The organism is Maribacter taeanensis (assembly GCF_047345145.1).
Classification (GTDB): domain Bacteria; phylum Bacteroidota; class Bacteroidia; order Flavobacteriales; family Flavobacteriaceae; genus Maribacter_C.
Map to the genome: position 1 here is coordinate 441,090 of NZ_JBLFER010000002.1, position 16,282 is coordinate 457,371.

17 protein-coding genes are annotated in these 16,282 nt (G+C 36.9%); 11 read left to right on the forward strand and 6 right to left on the reverse strand.

The annotated features are described in order from the left end of the window. The first annotated feature begins 214 nt into the window (after positions 1-214). The gene (gene purD / locus ACKWCD_RS07735) at positions 215-1,486 is read left to right on the forward strand and encodes a phosphoribosylamine--glycine ligase (protein WP_413983368.1); all 1,272 of its coding nucleotides are present in this window, start codon (positions 215-217) and stop codon (positions 1,484-1,486) included. Positions 1,487-1,553: 67 nt separating this feature from the next. On the opposite strand, the gene ACKWCD_RS07740 is transcribed toward purD, so the two are convergent. Next, positions 1,554-1,775 (reverse strand): DUF6341 family protein, encoded by a 222-nt coding sequence (locus tag ACKWCD_RS07740; protein WP_138656866.1) that lies wholly within the window; start codon positions 1,773-1,775, stop codon positions 1,554-1,556. Between the two features lie 131 nt (positions 1,776-1,906). On the opposite strand from ACKWCD_RS07740, the gene ACKWCD_RS07745 reads away from it, so the two are divergent. Genes ACKWCD_RS07745 through ACKWCD_RS07755 form a run of 3 tightly spaced genes read left to right on the forward strand, consistent with a single transcriptional unit; the run spans position 1,907 to position 4,519 of the window. After that, positions 1,907-2,845, forward strand: a complete 939-nt coding sequence (locus tag ACKWCD_RS07745; RefSeq protein WP_413983369.1) for a hypothetical protein — start codon at positions 1,907-1,909, stop codon at positions 2,843-2,845. Positions 2,846-2,869: 24 nt separating this feature from the next. Continuing rightward, positions 2,870-3,472, forward strand: coding sequence for a DUF4254 domain-containing protein (locus tag ACKWCD_RS07750; protein WP_413983370.1), 603 nt, complete (start codon positions 2,870-2,872; stop codon positions 3,470-3,472). A gap of 12 nt (positions 3,473-3,484) precedes the next feature. Further along, entirely contained in the window at positions 3,485-4,519 is a 1,035-nt protein-coding gene (locus tag ACKWCD_RS07755; RefSeq protein ID WP_413983371.1) for a glycosyltransferase family 9 protein, read from the forward strand. Between the two features lie 10 nt (positions 4,520-4,529). Here ACKWCD_RS07755 and ACKWCD_RS07760 read toward each other — a convergent pair whose 3' ends face one another. The 4 genes from ACKWCD_RS07760 to ACKWCD_RS07775 all read right to left on the reverse strand — a co-directional run bounded on the left by ACKWCD_RS07760 (position 4,530) and on the right by ACKWCD_RS07775 (position 7,651). After that, positions 4,530-5,147, reverse strand: a complete 618-nt coding sequence (locus tag ACKWCD_RS07760; RefSeq protein WP_413983372.1) for a TetR/AcrR family transcriptional regulator — start codon at positions 5,145-5,147, stop codon at positions 4,530-4,532. Between the two features lie 221 nt (positions 5,148-5,368). Then, positions 5,369-6,460: an arsenosugar biosynthesis radical SAM (seleno)protein ArsS gene (gene arsS / locus ACKWCD_RS07765; RefSeq protein ID WP_413983373.1), complete on the reverse strand. Its 1,092-nt coding sequence runs from the start codon at positions 6,458-6,460 to the stop codon at positions 5,369-5,371. Positions 6,461-6,499: 39 nt separating this feature from the next. Beyond that, positions 6,500-6,835 carry an arsenosugar biosynthesis-associated peroxidase-like protein gene (locus ACKWCD_RS07770; protein ID WP_138656861.1) on the reverse strand — a complete coding sequence of 112 codons (336 nt, stop codon included), beginning with the start codon at positions 6,833-6,835 and terminating at the stop codon, positions 6,500-6,502. Positions 6,836-6,955: 120 nt separating this feature from the next. Further along, positions 6,956-7,651 (reverse strand): TIGR04282 family arsenosugar biosynthesis glycosyltransferase, encoded by a 696-nt coding sequence (locus tag ACKWCD_RS07775; protein ID WP_413983374.1) that lies wholly within the window; start codon positions 7,649-7,651, stop codon positions 6,956-6,958. Between the two features lie 279 nt (positions 7,652-7,930). Here ACKWCD_RS07775 and ACKWCD_RS07780 point away from each other — a divergent pair, with 279 nt between their 5' ends. Beyond that, positions 7,931-8,716: a patatin-like phospholipase family protein gene (locus ACKWCD_RS07780; RefSeq protein ID WP_413983375.1), complete on the forward strand. Its 786-nt coding sequence runs from the start codon at positions 7,931-7,933 to the stop codon at positions 8,714-8,716. Between the two features lie 31 nt (positions 8,717-8,747). Here ACKWCD_RS07780 and ACKWCD_RS07785 read toward each other — a convergent pair whose 3' ends face one another. Continuing rightward, entirely contained in the window at positions 8,748-9,797 is a 1,050-nt protein-coding gene (locus ACKWCD_RS07785; RefSeq protein WP_413983376.1) for a 2Fe-2S iron-sulfur cluster-binding protein, read from the reverse strand. 217 nt (positions 9,798-10,014) lie between these two features. On the opposite strand from ACKWCD_RS07785, the gene ACKWCD_RS07790 reads away from it, so the two are divergent. The 6 genes from ACKWCD_RS07790 (at position 10,015) to porW (ending at position 16,278) form a co-directional block, all read left to right on the forward strand. Further along, positions 10,015-10,362, forward strand: coding sequence for a YciI family protein (locus tag ACKWCD_RS07790; protein ID WP_413983377.1), 348 nt, complete (start codon positions 10,015-10,017; stop codon positions 10,360-10,362). A 3-nt stretch (positions 10,363-10,365) separates the two neighbouring features. Continuing rightward, positions 10,366-11,616 carry an RNA polymerase sigma factor gene (locus tag ACKWCD_RS07795; protein WP_413983378.1) on the forward strand — a complete coding sequence of 417 codons (1,251 nt, stop codon included), beginning with the start codon at positions 10,366-10,368 and terminating at the stop codon, positions 11,614-11,616. A gap of 143 nt (positions 11,617-11,759) precedes the next feature. Then, the gene (locus tag ACKWCD_RS07800; protein ID WP_413983379.1) at positions 11,760-12,098 is read left to right on the forward strand and encodes a PadR family transcriptional regulator; all 339 of its coding nucleotides are present in this window, start codon (positions 11,760-11,762) and stop codon (positions 12,096-12,098) included. A 10-nt stretch (positions 12,099-12,108) separates the two neighbouring features. Further along, the gene (locus tag ACKWCD_RS07805; RefSeq protein ID WP_413983380.1) at positions 12,109-12,741 is read left to right on the forward strand and encodes a hypothetical protein; all 633 of its coding nucleotides are present in this window, start codon (positions 12,109-12,111) and stop codon (positions 12,739-12,741) included. A 1-nt stretch (position 12,742) separates the two neighbouring features. Beyond that, a complete protein-coding gene (locus ACKWCD_RS07810) occupies positions 12,743-13,447 on the forward strand; it encodes a hypothetical protein (RefSeq protein WP_413983381.1) in 705 nt (234 codons plus the stop codon). Between the two features lie 275 nt (positions 13,448-13,722). Continuing rightward, positions 13,723-16,278 carry a type IX secretion system periplasmic lipoprotein PorW/SprE gene (gene porW, locus ACKWCD_RS07815; protein WP_462037254.1) on the forward strand — a complete coding sequence of 852 codons (2,556 nt, stop codon included), beginning with the start codon at positions 13,723-13,725 and terminating at the stop codon, positions 16,276-16,278. The last annotated feature ends 4 nt before the right edge of the window (positions 16,279-16,282 follow it).

A 16,282-nucleotide genomic window follows, 5' to 3' on the forward strand; every position in this document is an offset into this window, starting at 1 on the left:
CGATTTTTGAAGAATACCTAAAATAGACGAGTTGACAACGGATTAGCTGTTGTATTTCATCGATAAAATGTCATTTTTACCAAATAATTGGAAAAACGTTCAAGAAACAATTTTCTACCTATTCCAAGCTTCGAAAAAGATCTTTTTGTCTTTTAATCAGTGCTGCTATTGCTATTGCAAAGAACATTTCTATTTTTGCCCCAAATCCATAGAAATGAACATTCTTATACTTGGGTCTGGTGGTCGTGAACATACACTAGCTTGGAAATTACACCAAAGCCCTAGACTTACAAAACTATTTGTAGCCCCAGGAAATGCAGGTACAGCGGCAATAGCCCAAAATATACCAATTGGTGTAAATAGTTTTACACAAATCAAGGATTTGGTTCTTTCTGAAAACATCGAAATGGTTGTAGTTGGCCCTGAAGACCCTTTGGTAAATGGGGTTCATGATTTCTTCTTGGAAGATGAAGCATTGAAGAATGTTCCTGTTATTGGTCCTCAAAGCGCGGCAGCTGAATTGGAGGGGAGTAAGGAATTTGCAAAGAAGTTTATGATGCGCCATGCTATTCCAACTGCTGCATATCAAAGCTTTACGGCTTCTGACTTGGAGCAAGGCTATGCTTTTTTAGAAAGCTTAAGTCCACCTTATGTTTTAAAAGCTGATGGTTTAGCGGCGGGAAAGGGCGTTTTAATCCTTCAAGATTTGGAGGAGGCAAAACAAGAGCTACGGACCATGTTGGTAGATGCCAAGTTTGGTAATGCCAGCGCAACAGTTGTCATTGAGGAGTTTTTGTCTGGGATTGAACTGAGTGTTTTTGTTCTCACTGATGGCAAAGGGTATAAAGTTTTACCAACTGCAAAAGATTACAAACGCATTGGTGAAGGAGACACCGGACTCAATACAGGTGGAATGGGAGCCATATCCCCTGTTCCTTTCGCTGATAAGGAGTTTATGGATAAAACACACGAGCGAGTAGTGATTCCTACCGTAGAGGGGCTTAAAAAGGATAATTTACCCTATAAGGGTTTTGTTTTTATCGGTCTTATCAAAGTTGGTGATGATCCTTTTGTAATCGAGTACAACGTAAGGCTAGGTGATCCGGAGACTGAAGTCGTTATTCCACGAATTAAGAACGACTTGGTTGAGGTATTCGAAGCAGTCGCCAACCAAAGCCTGGACGCTATCGATTTAGAATTGGATGAACGCACTGCGACTACAGTAATGCTGGTGTCTGGAGGTTATCCGGAAGGGTATGAAAAAGGGAAAGTGATAAGTGGTTATGACCAAATCGATGATTCTCTAGTTTTTCATGCCGGTACTACATTGCAAGAGGGTAAAGTGGTCACCAACGGAGGACGGGTGATGACTATTACATCCTTTGGGACTGATTTTAAAGAGGCCCTAAAGAAATCCTATGAAAACATTGAAAAAGTCCATTTTGATAAAATGAACTACCGAAAAGATATTGGGTTCGATTTGTGAAAACCCAATAAAATATACGTTTAGAAGAATATTTTGGAAAAGTATGGATAGTTGAGTGGAACCGAACTTAAAGGTAAGAATGTGAACTGATGCTCTTGTCTTCTTCCCCGTTGTCGTTGTACTTTTTAAGTTCAAGCATCCAATAAACAAAGGCTACCATACCAATAATTGCTAAAATCCAGTTAATAGCATTCGATGCCCACCAACTTTCCATAAAACGAAAGAAATCGTATGGAGCAAAAAGTACGTTTACAAATAAATCTTCTATCCCTCTAAAAAATGAAGTCATGTTAGCTATATTTACTCGATAATCGAGATTATGTGTTAGAAGGCTTGCTTCTAACTTTTAGTTATTTTTAAATCAACGCCCTTGAACCAAAGTATATGGGCGTTTAAAAAGCAAAAATACAAAAACATCAGATGATTTCAAGCATTTTTGGAAAAACTAAACCCATAAACTTCATCATTGTTTTATCGTTTCTGTTTGCTGCTTATTGGTTGGTTCTTTTTTTTCTGCATAATAGCACGTATGATATCTATGAACTTGTTCTTCAAGTGCTATTTTTTACCGTTTTAGCTTTTAGCGTTTTTGTGGTAGATTTTATTGTTAAAAGAAATAAAATAACGGCCCCGAATTCCTTCGCAATATTATTCTACGCTTTGTTAATACTCGTTTTTCCAGAAACATTAGCGGATAGTAGCGCTATTTTTTGCAGTCTCTTCCTCTTAATGGCAACTCGACGTTTAATAAGCATTCGTTCGCTTAAGAATATTAAACTTAAAGTATTCGATGCAACTTTGTGGGTGATGGTTTCGAGCTTGTTCTATGAATGGGCTATTATCTACCTGGTTTTGGTCTTTTTGGCGATATATATCTATGAGCCAAAAAACATTCGAAATTGGATAGTTCCCTTTGTGGGAGTTTTTACGGTCTTTATGATTGCCTATTGCGTATTGATTTTGTCTAATAAGACGGACTTCTTAGTTGATCATTATCAATTTTCATTTGAATTTAATGTTGCTTACTTTTCCAAATGGGCCAATAGTACCAAGTTGGTAATCTATGTCATATTAACTTTTTTAGCCATGATATTTGCTTTCTTAAAGTTAGGAAAAGCAGGTCTTGGGCAGATTGTTACCATGCGGTTAATTGGCTTTTCATTTGTCCTAGGCCTTATACTTAAGGTATTGACTTCATCCGCTGATGCGCACCCCATTATGGTGACATTCTTTCCTGCAGCAGTATTTATCACAAATTATGTGGAGTCTATTAAGAAGCCCAATATCAAGGAAGTTGTCTTGATGGTCTCCGTTTTTATTCCTTTGGTAATCTTGCTTACAACTCTAGTTATTAAATAGTAACTTTGCGAAAATTCAACTCAGATGTTCAGCGAATTTGCATTTAAGATTTTTGATGAAAGCATAGCAACATATCATATTAAAGATGATGTGCACCAATCTTTTACAAATCCTTATCCAAAGGATGAGATAGCGCACTTATTGTATCGAAAAAACTGGATAGATACCGTACAATGGCATTATGAAGACATCATTCGCGACCCGAATATCAACCCCGATGCAGCGTTAACTTTAAAGCGTAAGATTGATGCTAGCAATCAAGACCGAACGGACTTGGTTGAGTACATCGATAGCTATTTTTTAAATAAATACCAATCGGTAGAAATTAAGGAAGATGCGACTATTAATACAGAAAGCCCCGCTTGGGCCATTGACCGTCTTTCTATTTTGGCTTTGAAAGTATACCATATGAATGAAGAAGCAACCCGAACAGATGCTTCTGCTGAGCACTTGGAAAAATGCCAGCAAAAACTTCAAGTGTTACTTGAACAAAAGAAAGATTTGTCAACCGCTATTGACCAATTATTGGGTGATATAGAAAACGGTAGCAAGTACATGAAAGTCTATAAACAGATGAAAATGTACAACGATGACGAACTCAACCCTATTCTTAGAGGTCAGAAGTAAGCCAAATAATTTATGAGTGCAAGCAAACATCTCCTGGTCATACGATTGTCCGCCATGGGAGATGTTGCGATGACTGTTCCAGTACTTTCTGCTTTGAAGAAGCAATACCCTGATGTACAAATAACTGTTCTTACCAGGGATTTTTTGAAACCTCTATTTTCTCAATTGCCAAATGTTGATGTTTATGTCGCTGATGTAGATGGAAAGCACAAAGGTGTATTCGGACTCCGGAAGCTATACAAAGAGCTGAAAGTACTGAAAATAGACGCCGTAGCGGATTTGCATAACGTTCTTCGGAGTAATATTTTAAAAACTTATTTTAAGTTGGGGGGATTTCAATTTGCTCAAATTGATAAAGGTAGAACAGAAAAAAAAGCTTTAACTGCCCTAGAGAACAAGGTTTTCAAACCTTTAAAGACCACCCATCAGCGCTATGCGGATGTATTCGATGCGCTAAACTTTCCACTGAATTTAAAGGACAGCTCATTTTTGACTAAGCGGGCACTTTCCGAAAAGACAGAAAAACTACTTGAATCTGGGAATGGAAAACGTATTGGAATTGCACCTTTTGCGGCTTTTGAAGGTAAAATGTATCCTTTAGATTTGATGGAGCAGGTTATTTCACAACTAAGCCAAACGAATAAGATTTTGCTTTTTGGTGGTGGTGAAAAAGAACAAAAACAACTTGAAGCTTGGGAAAAACAATTCCCCAATACGGTCAGTATCGTAGGTAAACTTAGGTTTTCCGAAGAATTGGACCTTATTTCGAATTTAGATATGATGCTAGCGATGGACAGTGGAAATGCACATTTAGCTTCCCTTTTTGCTATTCCTACGGTTACTCTTTGGGGTGTAACGCATCCGTATGCTGGGTTTTATCCCTTTGGGCAAGATATTGAAAATGCCTTATTGGCGGATAGAGAGAAGTTCCCATTAATTCCCACTTCCGTATACGGAAATAAGATGCCAGATGGCTATTCTGAAGCCATGCGGACTATTCTTCCTGAAGATGTCCTCGAAAAAATCAATACAATTATTGAAAAATAGCGGAAGACTTCTAAAACGAAGACTGCTTTACTTCAATGGACTTAAAGTACTGGCGCAATTGCGACATAAAGCGATATTTTCTAGCACTTGGTGTATTTTCCACCATTAGAGTCCGAATTCCGATATACGAACTCATTAAATAGACCGCGACACCTTCCGCGTCAACATGTCTATCAATATGTCCGTTGAATTTTCCTCTTTGAATGGCTGAAACCAAGGTAACTTCCCAAATGCGTAAGATTTCATTGAGGTGTTTCATAACCTCCTCATTTCTTCCATTGAATTCATTGATAAAATTGCTTAGTAGAAAGCCGTAATCCATCTCATTATGAACTGCAGTTTCTAAAGCATCTTCAAAACAATTGATGATTAAATCCAGAGTATGTTCATGGCCTTCAATGGGCTCGATAAGTGAGCTGTATATTTTTCGAACCAGGAGGTTCTGAATAATTTGCACGAAGAAATCTTCCTTAGAATCAAAGTGATAATAGAAAGCCCCTTTTGATAAGGAAAGTTCTTTTAAAATATCATCAACACTGGTATTGTAATATCCATTTTTATAGAAAAGTTCAAGACCGGTGACTTGCATTCGGTTCATGGTGGCCATTCTTTTTAACGATTTTTCCATAAGGATTGCTTCTAGATTAATTAGTAAACCGACTAAGACGTCGGATTTTTTAGATATCTCGAAGATGCCTATTTTATAGGGGTTTTGAGCAATCAATGTTGTGAATGATAGAAAACAAGTTGTCAAATAAGGGATTTTAACATTTCAAAAAAACCGAAAAACTGACCAATGGGTCTGTTTTTCGGTTTTAAAATCTGTTGTTTTTCTATTTTGGGGTGAGACTAAGCTACAGTACCTTGACAACTACTTCCTGCTCCGGCGGTACAGCCATAGCAATGTTGCGAAATGAGAATGTTTCTATCGTTCAACAAGTCTTCATTATAGTCTTTAATATGTTTCACTTTACTGGCAACTTTCAAATCGAGCATTTGGTTGAAATCGCAGTCGTAAATCCATCCATCCCAACTGATAGAAATGGTGTTGGTACACATCACATTTTCTACTGCTGCAGGGTTGTATGCTTCAACTAAAGAATACATATAATCCTCGTAATTTTCCGATGCAATTAAATAGTCTAAAAAGCGAGCAATGGGTAAATTGGTTATGGCAAAAAGATTGTGGAATTGAATATCGAAATCCTCCTTCAAAGCCTTTTTGAAATCCGCTTCCAAAGCCATTTGGTCTCCGGGTAAATATGCTCCTGAAGGATTGTAGACCAAATCAAGACGCAAACTACTATCAGGCATTCCATAGCCTCTATCATTAAGTTCTTGTAATGCTTTGATAGATTTATCAAAAACGCCATCTCCCCTTTGCTTATCAGTCTTTCCACGTGTATAGTGTGGCATAGAAGAAATCACATGCACATTATGCTTCTTAAAGAAATCTGGCAAATCGTAGTATTTCTTATTTGCACGAATAATAGTCAGATTCGAACGAACGATAAAATCTTTGATTCCAGCTTTAGCCGCTTCTTCAACAAACCAACGAAAATCTGGGTTCATTTCGGGAGCTCCGCCTGTCAAATCAAGTGTATGAGCCCCTGTATTGCGAATAATATCCAAGCATTGTGACATCGTTTCACGAGTCATGATTTCCTTTCGGTCAGGACCTGCATCTACATGGCAATGTTCACAAACTTGATTGCACATATAACCCACATTGATTTGAAGTATCTCTAATTTCTTAGGACGTAGTGGAAAATGCCCAATCTCATTGATTTTATCCTTAAAATAGGGGAGTTCGCCCTCAGCGAAAATTCCTCCGTTTAAGATTTCAAGCTGCTTATTCGTTACTGCAAGTTCGTTGTCCCTAGATTTTAGGGACTTTTGCATCGGCTTTTTCGTCTTTTTCGGTAAAATGCTTTTCTCCATTGTATTACTTTTTTATTACCCCTTTGGGGGTGAGGGGGCTTACATCGACAACTTGTTGTATTTATTCATCATTTGAACACCATGCACTAATGTCGCGCCACTTTCAATTGCAGCCCCTGCGTGAACGGCTTCCATCATTTCTTCTTTGGTGATTCCTTTTTGTAACCCATCTTTGGTATAGGCATCTATGCAATAGGGACATTTAACAACATGTGCCACAGCAAGAGCGATTAAAGACTTTTCTCTAGCACTTAGTGCGCCTTCTTCGAAAACCTTACCATAATAGTCGAAAAATTTATTTCCGATTTCTTCACTCCATTCTGTGATTTTACCAAATTTTCTAAGATCTGCGGGATTGTAATATGAATCTGCCATGATATATTTTTATGTGTTAGTATGAAATAAAATGCTTTGATATCGCCAACGAAATTGCTCGCTCAAGAATGATATCGTGATGTAATTAGCTATGAAAAATGTGTAGTCGAAGAAGAGCGACTATAACGAAAGAAGCGTTGGAGAACCCTTATTTTGTTGGACTCCAAAGGCAAGTTGGTAGATTTTTTGTGAATTGATAAAATGCCCGTTTTCCCTAGATTCTAACGTTTGAAGAAGCGCACTAAGCAGTTCTTCCGAAAACCCATGAGCATAGGAAATAATTGATTTTACATCTGCCTGCGTATCAATATCAGAAAGCTTTGGAAGTTGAAAAACAGTTGTATTCCCTTGAGTGATATGTTTTAATAGTTGTTCAAAAACGCTTGAGGTTTGCCATGCCAATTCGGAGAAGCTTGCGGAATCAAACTGAGATTTATGCAATCCCATCAAATAAAAACCGCCATCAGTAGAAGGCCCTAAAACTGATTTGTTCGAAGAAAGCTGTTTTTCTGCCTCTAGGATATGAGAAACTTTGAGTTGAGGAGTATCGTTGCCAATCGTGATAATTTGCTCGTATCCCTTTTCGAAAATCGCCGTTATAGCATTTGTAAAACGTTCTCCAAACGTATTGCCGATTTGTTTTTCTTCGGAAAAATGAAAATACGGGAGTTCAGTTTTAGCAACTGTTTCTAAAACATGATTCGTAAGCGTATCAAACAACTGTGGACCATTGTAAATTGATTTGTGCGCTACCTCTTCTTGAGAAGAGCGGGCAAAAACCAAAATGGCTGTTTTATGTTTTGAAGCTGTATACATGTACTTTACAAATTTACAAAGAATTGTACTGCACTTTGGTCGTTAGACTCTTAAATGAATTACAGTACCTATTCAAATACGGCATTAAGGAGCCAATTTTCGAAAACCGACCTCTTGGTCTGTTTTTAAGCACTTTAAATGGCGCCAATTCTTGAGATGTCCTTTAAAATATGGGTTCTCATCGACGAAATACTCAAATAGAGACGGAGAAGGCCTATTTTTTGAACTTTACATACCAGTAAGTCTCTTAAAGATGTTGAAAGAGCGTATTTTTATGCCATGAAATTGGAGGAATTACAGTCAAAATCTATTGGATTGGTCTTATCTGGCGGAGGTGTTAGAGGAATGGCCCATATTGGCTTAATTCAAGCATTGAACGAGTATAAGATTTCGGCAAATATCGTTTCCGGAAGTAGTGTTGGCGCACTGGTTGGCGCTCTTTATGCCAATGGAAATACAGTCGCAGATATGCTCTCTTTTTTCAAGGAAACACCTTTGTTCAAATACAATTTTTTGACTTTGGTGAAGTCCGGATTCATAGATACGGACCGCTATTTTGAAATCTTCAAAGGCTATTTTCCAGAGGATAGTTTCGAAGCCTTGGAAAAAGAATTGCATGTTGTAGCGACGAACCTTCAAAAAGCAGAACAACGATTTTTTAAAGCAGGAGAATTGATTCGTCCACTTTTAGCATCCGCCGCGCTTCCACCTTTGTTCAGCCCTTTAGAATTGGATGGGGAATTATATGCGGATGGAGGAATCATGAATAACTTCCCCTTAGAGCCGATTAAAAATAAAGTCGATTTCATTATAGGAAGCAATGTTTCTATCGTTGGTGACCTTCAAAAAAAGGAATTACGAAATTCATTGCAGCTAACAAGCAGGGTTACGGCACTTATGATTTATGCTATTAACCAGCAAAAACTAGATTCTTGCGATTTGATGTGTGCTCCTGAAGCTCTTGAGGAAATTGGAGTTCTAGACCGAAAGGGAATCGAGAAAGCCTATGTTATCGGGTATCAAGAGGCAAAACGAATGTTGGAAGATTCTTTCGGCAAGAAATAATGATGCGAAGTATTAGTTTCTAACCACTAATTTATACATCATCATAGTCTATTTTCAAAGTGGGTGTTGTGGCATGTGCTTGACAAGTTAAAATGAAACCTTCCTCAATTTCGCTATCCGTCAAAATTTGATTGTTTGCCATTTCAGCTTTTCCTTCCGTAACACGGGCGATACAACTACTGCAAACTCCACCTTGACAAGAATAGGGCGCGTCAATATTTTCTTTTAAGACCGCATCAAGAACGAGCATCTTCTTATCCATGGTAAAAGAAAAGGTTTCATCATCTACTAAAACCTCAACTTGAGTTTCACCTTCGGCAGAAACCGGAAGCTCTTCTTTTATTTCTGTAGCCGTAAATAACTCAAAATGGATTTTGTCTTTTGCAACGTCGTTGTCGATTAAGGTTTCGGTAACCTTGTTAATCATTGCTTCGGGTCCACATAGATAATAGCCATCAAAGTCAACATCCTTGTGTTTGTTCTTTAGGGCATAATTCACAGTGGAAGTATCAATACGTCCAAAAAGGGAATCTTTTTCTTGGGCTTGACTATTCGTGAAATAAACGAAAAACCGATTGGTATAATCTAATTGAAGCTTCACTAAATCCGTGTAAAACATGGTCTCTTCATACGATTTGTTTCCGTAGACTAAGACAAAGGTATTGGCTGAATTACTATCCAAAACGGTTTTTGCAATACTCATAATTGGGGTAATACCACTTCCCGCAGCAAAAGCTGCAATATTCTTTGGACTTTCCGTTGGAACAAAAACAAATCGCCCCTCAGGAGGCATAACTTCAAGTGTATCTCCTTCCGCTAATTTTGAATGTGCGAAATCTGAAAACCCACCACGGTCCACTTTTTTGACTCCGATGGTAATCGAATCTTTCTTCGGAACTGAACTTATGGAATATGCTCTTCGCAATTCTTGTCCTTTAATTTCCTTTTTTATGGTGATATATTGACCCGCTTCAAAATCAAAAGTTTGAATTAGGTCTTTTGGAATGTCAAAAGTAATTGCAACAGAACTCGGAGTAAGTTTTTTAATATGCTTTACCGTAAGCGAATGAAAATCGGCCATGTTTTCTTTTTCAAAAATTAGAGTGCAAATTTAGGCATTGCAAACACCATATAAAATTGGATAGCTAAGAAATAATTACTTCTTTGTAGATAAATTTCCCCACCCTATTATGAAAACCTCAGGATAGAAACAAAAAAGTCAAAGATTTTGTCCGAAGTTTTAATTCTTCCTCCGTCATAGAGGCAAACAATTTTATTAACCTTTAAATACTAAAGAAATGAAAGATTTTATGATGATTTTTATTGGGGCTGATTACCAGCAACTAGGTTTATCACCTGATGAATTACAAGGCCGTATGGGAAAATGGTTTGCCTGGGGACAAAAGATGGAAGCTCAAGGAATTCTTAAAGGAGGAGAAGCCTTAGTGCCCAATGTTAAACGTGTTATTGGAAAAGATAGAACAGTCAGCGACGGACCTTTCGCGGATATCAAAGAAATCGTTGGAGGGTATTATACTGTTTCGGCCGAAAGTGCAGAAGCCGTTGTTGCAATCGCCCAAGATTATCCTGATTATGACCTTGGTGGAACAGTGGAAATTAGAGAAATAATGGTTTTTGACCAGTAGATAATGGAGAACAAAATTGTCGACCATCTTTTCAGACACCATTATGGAAAGATGGTCGCTATTTTAACGCGCTATTTTGGACTTTCTCATATTGAAACCATTGAAGATGCGGTTCAGGATGCTTTTATAAAGGCAACTTTGCAATGGCGAAAGCAACTTCCTGACAATCCAGAAGCTTGGTTGACCAAAGTTGCTAAAAACCGCACCATTGATTTACTCCGGAGTATTAAATCTGAGAAAAATCGCATCGACAAAATTGCAACAGATGCCTCTTCTATTGAATTGAAAGATTTATTTCTCGACCATGAGATTGCCGATAGCCAACTCCGTATGATTTTTGTTGCTTGCCACCCGAGTTTAAAACCTCATGAACAGATTGCCTTTGCTTTAAAGACAATTTCCGGATTTAGTACTAAGGAAATCGCCGCAGCTTTGCTGACCAAAGAAGATACGATTACGAAACGGCTTAATCGAGCAAAGCAAACGATTATCAAAAACAATATCCAATTTGATTTTCCCCCTTCAAACGAAGTTCAGGGCCGCCTTGCTAGAGTGATGGAAGTTGTTTATCTAACCTTCAACGAAGGGTTTCATTCTACAAATAAAGACAAACTGATTCGAGAGGACCTTTGCGGAGAATCCATTCGTTTATGCAAGCTTTTGCTGGAAAAGGAAAAATTCAGGTCCGGTAGCCTTTATGCGCTGTTTGCGTTGCTTTGTTTTCATGCTTCCCGCCTTGAGAGCAAAACCAATGATGCCAATGAGATTGTTGATATTCGAGAACAAGACCGCAGCAAATGGTTCTTCCCATTAATTCAAATGGGAAATAGTTCAATGAACAAAGCCATGGAATATGATGATGTATCTATTTACCATTATGAAGCTGCGATTGCGGCTGAGCACATAAAAGCTAAAACCTTTGAAGAAACCGACTGGCGTAAAATTTTGAATTGGTATAACCAGTTACAAGGATTACAACCGAATACTTTTAACCTCTTGAATATAGCGATTGTCAATTTACAGTTGAGGAACTTTGAAGAGGTAAAGGATATTTTAGAAACACTGCCTATTGAGGATTTAGAACAAAGAGCGTATTTGTTTTATGGATGTTATGCGGAATATTATGTAAAACGAGGAGATTTAGTTCTTGCCATTTCCTATTTAGAAACCGCAATTTCCAAGACATCGAATCGGTTGGAAAGTGCATATTTGGAAAAGAAGAAGCAACAATTGGAGATTCAATCCAAAGTTTGAACTTTAAAATTTATACCTAAAACTCTTATGCATAAGAAAATTATGCATATATTGGAGGTATTATTCTAAGAAGTGGTTAAAGAATATCCTTTTACCTTTCAAAGATTCCTGCCTTCGCAGGAATGTCAATAAAAAGCTGCTGCATGGCAAATTCAAAACTATATAAAGGAAGTCTGAACACTATCATTCTAAAACTATTGGATGAGAAAGGAAAGATGTACGGCTACGAGATTACACAAAAGGTAAAAGAACTGACTAAAGGGGAACTTCAGATTACAGAAGGAGCCTTGTATCCTGCGCTTCACAAGTTAGAAGCCGAAGGCCTTTTAGATGTTGAGGTGGCCAAAGTGGACAATCGTCTTCGCAAATACTATAAGTTAACAGAACAAGGAGAGAAGGAAACAGTAAACCGCTTAGCAGAATTAGAGGACTTTATAAGAAGTATGCAGCATTTGGTGAACCCCAAATGGAGTATTAATTAAATAGCATTGTATGAAACTCTCAAACGAACAAATACAATATATCGATAATTACCTTCAATTTTTGAATGTAAAACATCTTGATGTGCGGGTTGAGCTCATCGACCACCTTGCTAGTGAATTTGAGACGACTTCAGAATTTGTTTTGTTGGAAGATTTCATAAGAACTAAAAAAACGTTTGTAAAACAGTTTCAAAAGGATCTACACACTAAAAAGCATTGGGCTTATCAAAAACGCTTGTTTAAGCGAATTTTTAGATATTTTACAAAACCAAAATACATAATCATTTCGCTTTGTATTGTGGTCTTAATATATATGACTATTCTAAATTCATCGGGTAAAATTACAGAGTATTTATTTATTGCTTCAGTGCTGATTCCTCAGGTGTTACACTTATATATCTATAATAAACCAAAGGATATGCACAAAAAGATTCAATCTGCTCAATATATCTTATCTATTATGAGCTTTCCATCACTTTTTCTATATGCTTCCTTTCCTGTTTTAGAGCTAATACCTCAAAACCCTATATATTTCGCCAGTTTTTGGTTTCTTGCTTTAATCAGCAATTTTGCAGGATTAGAGGAGGTTATTCTTTGTAAAAGGCAAGTACTTCAACAGTTTAAACAGTTAGTAAAACCGTAGTATGAAACTATCAAATGAACAAATACAAGAACTCTACAAATTCACTCGGAAGCGGCTAGTGGAACACTACGATTTACAAACTGAGTTAGTAGATCATTTGGCCAATGGTATTGAAGAACAGTGGCAATCGAACTCTGAATTATCATTTAAAGAGGCACTGCAAAATGAATTTAAAAAATTTGGGCACTTCGGTTTTCGTAGTATTATCAAGAAGCGAAAAAAAGTTATGGCCAAGCGTTATCGCGGACATATACTAGAATTTTACAAGGAATATTTTCGATTACCCAAAGTTCTTATAGTTTTAGGACTTTCATGGCTTATGTATTCAGCACTTCAATTTGTTGACCCTAGTTATAAATTGCTTGGAATAGGATTAATCTTCCTTACAGTAGGTTGCTACTTTGCTTGGTTTGCCAACAAAAACAAAAAATTGTACCATAATAAAATTGTGAGCAATCAAAAAAGATGGATGCTTGAAGAGAAAATCTATGAGCTAGGTGAAGGCGCTCAAATGGCAATTTTCCCCTTTCATATATTTAATAGTTTCTCAATATCAGATTATTTATTGACCAATTCGTATCTTGAATTTGCTATTTGTTTTTTCTCTTTAAGCTACCTCATTCTATCGTATGTTATGGTTTTTGTAATTCCTCAAAAAGCTGAGAAATTACTTGCTGAAACCTATCCAGAGTACAAAATGGTGTAATTTTAGAAAACCAACTACTTAGTCGGTTGTTACACCTCAAAATATGAAGTAGCATATTCTATATTCGTTTTCAAGTCTAAAACAATCTTTGAAGTACCGTATTTGAGGTGTTTTTTCGATGAAACAACCATTTGACATACTACTTAGTTGGTAAAACAGGAGTTAGTATTTCGCTTTTCAAGATTTTACTTTCTACTTTTTCGTGCACTTTATCGATAAACCACATAATAAACCCGATGTTTTTCTGTTAAGTTTACATACGTATACACACAATTTTGAAGATTCAATTTAAACTTATTCTTTTGGCGATTTTAAGCGGCATGTTCTTTAATGCTTGCTCTGTCAAAAAAGACAAATTCATCAACCGCAATTGGCATGCTTTGAATACCAAGTACAATACTTTGTATAATGGTAATATTGCTTTTGAAGAAGGTCGCGAAGAACTCAACGCGAATTATAAAGATGACTATTGGGAGGTTCTTCCTATCGAGCGTCTAGAGGTTACTGATGAGATTAAACTTGACTCTGAAGACAACAATCCCAATTTTATTATTGCTGAAGAAAAGGCGACAAAAGCCATCCAGAAGCATAGTATGGATATCAAAGACGAAGAACGTAATCCGCAAACCGATGAAGCTTTTCTTCTGTTGGGAAAAGGACGATATTTTGATCAACGATACATTCCTGCGCTTGAAGCTTTCAACTATATCATTAAGAAATATTCGTATAGTGATAAGTTGAATGAAGCCCATATTTGGAGAGAAAAGGTCAACATTCGTTTAGAAAATGAAGATTTAGCGCTTAAAAATTTAAAGCGCCTCTTGAAATATGAAGAACTCAAAGATCAAGAGTATGCCGATGCACGAGCAATGATGGCACAAGCCTTTATCAATTTAAAAGCTCCTGATACGGCAATTCAGCAACTAAAGATCGCATCTTATTACACAAAAAAGAACCCTGAAAAAGGAAGGTACTACTACATTATTGGTCAATTGTACAATCAATTAGGTTATAAAGACAGTGCAAATTATGCTTTTGATAAGGTGATTGATCTGAATAGAAAGTCCCCTAGAGTATACATGATTAATGCTGAGATTCAGAAAATACGGAATACTGAAATCACTTCTGAAAATCAAGAAGAGGTTTTGGAATACCTAACGGATTTAGAAGAAAATCGTGAGAATCGTCCATTTTTAGATAAGATTTACCGTCAAGTTGCGGAATTTCATTTGGGGAATGAATCCGATAGCCTGGCACTACTTTATTTCAATAAATCGTTACGAGCTACTCAAAATGAGCCAAAGTTGAACGCTTTGAATTACGAGAATTTAGCGGAATACAATTTTGATGAGAATATTTATAAGGATGCAGGTGCTTACTATGATAGTATGTTGACAAATCTTCCGGAGAATACGAAAAAGTTTAGAGCAACTAAAAAGAAGCTTGACAATCTTGAAGATGTTATTAAATACGAAGATATTGTTCAGTACAGCGATAGCGTAATAACCTTGTATAATCTTCCTGTGGATGATCAACTGGCATATTTTCAAAGTTTTATCGACGATATGAAAGCCGCTGAAGAAGCAGCAAAAAAGAAAGCTGAAGAAAAGATTACAGCAAGTTTTGCATCGTTTGGCGAATCAAAAGGAGGCAAAGAAAATAAAGGTAAATTCTACTTTTATAATCTTACCAGCCTCGGATATGGCAAAAATGATTTCACTAACAAATGGGGAAATCGCGAACTTGAGGATGATTGGCGCTGGAGTAACAAAACAAGAGCTTTACCATCTGAAGCAACAGGCGATGCAGTTGTTGCCAATGACAGTTTGAGTGCAGAACCCACGGATGAAGAAAAATATGATGTAGCTTTTTATATGGATCGTATTCCGAAGGACGAAGCCGTAATTGATAGTCTACATGGAGAACGAAATTTTGCAAACTATCAATTAGGACTCATCTATAAAGAGAAGTTCAAAGAGAATCTTTTGGCCGCCGGAAAGTTAGAAGATGTTTTAAAATCGAACCCTGAAGAACGATTGATACTTCCTTCGAAGTACAATTTATTCAAAATATATGAGGAAGAGGGAAGTCCGTTGGCTGCCGATATGAAAGCCAATATTCTTCAGAATCATGGCGATTCCCGCTATGCGGAAATCTTATTGAACCCTTCAGCAGTATTGGCCGAGGGAGCCGATAGTCCAGATGCACGTTATGGTGCTCTTTTTGAAAAGTATCGAAATCAAGAGTTTCTAACTGTCATTACGGGTGCGGAAGAAAACATAAACACATTTACAGGAGATCCTATCGTTCCGAAATTTGAAATGTTGAAGGCAAATGCAATCGGAAGGTTAAATGGATTTGAACCATTTAAGGAGGCTTTAAATTATGTGGCATTGACGTATCCTAACAATGCAGAGGGAAAGAAAGCTGAACAAATGGTAGCTGAACAATTACCTAAACTTGCTGAGAAAGAATTTTCTCCTGAAGTTGGCTCCGCAGAAGCTGGAAATTGGAAAGTAGTATTCCCCTTTAAGCGTAGTAAGAATGAAGAAGCGTTAAAATTGAAGGAAAAACTAGAAAAATCGATAAAAGATTTGAAATATAGGAATATAGTTTCAAAAGATATTTATACCTTGGAAGACCAATTTGTGATCGTACATGGCTTTAAATCAAAAGATAGAGCACTCGGTTACTCAGAGTTGATCGAAAAAAATAAAGATTACAGGATTAAAAATACACGATTTGTGATTTTATCAAAAAATTATAAAATCGTACAAGTACATAAAAATTTAAACGAGTATAAGAATTCAATTTTAACCCCAAAACCCTAAACTA

Excerpts from the sequence above, each read along its gene's own strand:
- ACKWCD_RS07805 (WP_413983380.1), top strand. The coding sequence starts at position 12,109 with ATGAAACTCTCAAACGAACAAATACAATATATCGATAATTACCTTCAA.
- ACKWCD_RS07795 (WP_413983378.1), top strand. The coding sequence starts at position 10,366 with ATGGAGAACAAAATTGTCGACCATCTTTTCAGACACCATTATGGAAAG.
- ACKWCD_RS07810 (WP_413983381.1), top strand. The coding sequence starts at position 12,743 with ATGAAACTATCAAATGAACAAATACAAGAACTCTACAAATTCACTCGG.
- ACKWCD_RS07775 (WP_413983374.1), bottom strand. The coding sequence starts at position 7,651 with ATGTATACAGCTTCAAAACATAAAACAGCCATTTTGGTTTTTGCCCGC.
- ACKWCD_RS07790 (WP_413983377.1), top strand. The coding sequence starts at position 10,015 with ATGAAAGATTTTATGATGATTTTTATTGGGGCTGATTACCAGCAACTA.
- ACKWCD_RS07755 (WP_413983371.1), top strand. The coding sequence starts at position 3,485 with ATGAGTGCAAGCAAACATCTCCTGGTCATACGATTGTCCGCCATGGGA.
- ACKWCD_RS07740 (WP_138656866.1), bottom strand. The coding sequence starts at position 1,775 with ATGACTTCATTTTTTAGAGGGATAGAAGATTTATTTGTAAACGTACTT.
- ACKWCD_RS07760 (WP_413983372.1), bottom strand. The coding sequence starts at position 5,147 with ATGGAAAAATCGTTAAAAAGAATGGCCACCATGAACCGAATGCAAGTC.
- arsS (WP_413983373.1), bottom strand. The coding sequence starts at position 6,460 with ATGGAGAAAAGCATTTTACCGAAAAAGACGAAAAAGCCGATGCAAAAG.
- purD (WP_413983368.1), top strand. The coding sequence starts at position 215 with ATGAACATTCTTATACTTGGGTCTGGTGGTCGTGAACATACACTAGCT.
- ACKWCD_RS07750 (WP_413983370.1), top strand. The coding sequence starts at position 2,870 with ATGTTCAGCGAATTTGCATTTAAGATTTTTGATGAAAGCATAGCAACA.
- ACKWCD_RS07770 (WP_138656861.1), bottom strand. The coding sequence starts at position 6,835 with ATGGCAGATTCATATTACAATCCCGCAGATCTTAGAAAATTTGGTAAA.
- ACKWCD_RS07745 (WP_413983369.1), top strand. The coding sequence starts at position 1,907 with ATGATTTCAAGCATTTTTGGAAAAACTAAACCCATAAACTTCATCATT.
- ACKWCD_RS07800 (WP_413983379.1), top strand. The coding sequence starts at position 11,760 with ATGGCAAATTCAAAACTATATAAAGGAAGTCTGAACACTATCATTCTA.
- ACKWCD_RS07780 (WP_413983375.1), top strand. The coding sequence starts at position 7,931 with ATGAAATTGGAGGAATTACAGTCAAAATCTATTGGATTGGTCTTATCT.
- ACKWCD_RS07785 (WP_413983376.1), bottom strand. The coding sequence starts at position 9,797 with ATGGCCGATTTTCATTCGCTTACGGTAAAGCATATTAAAAAACTTACT.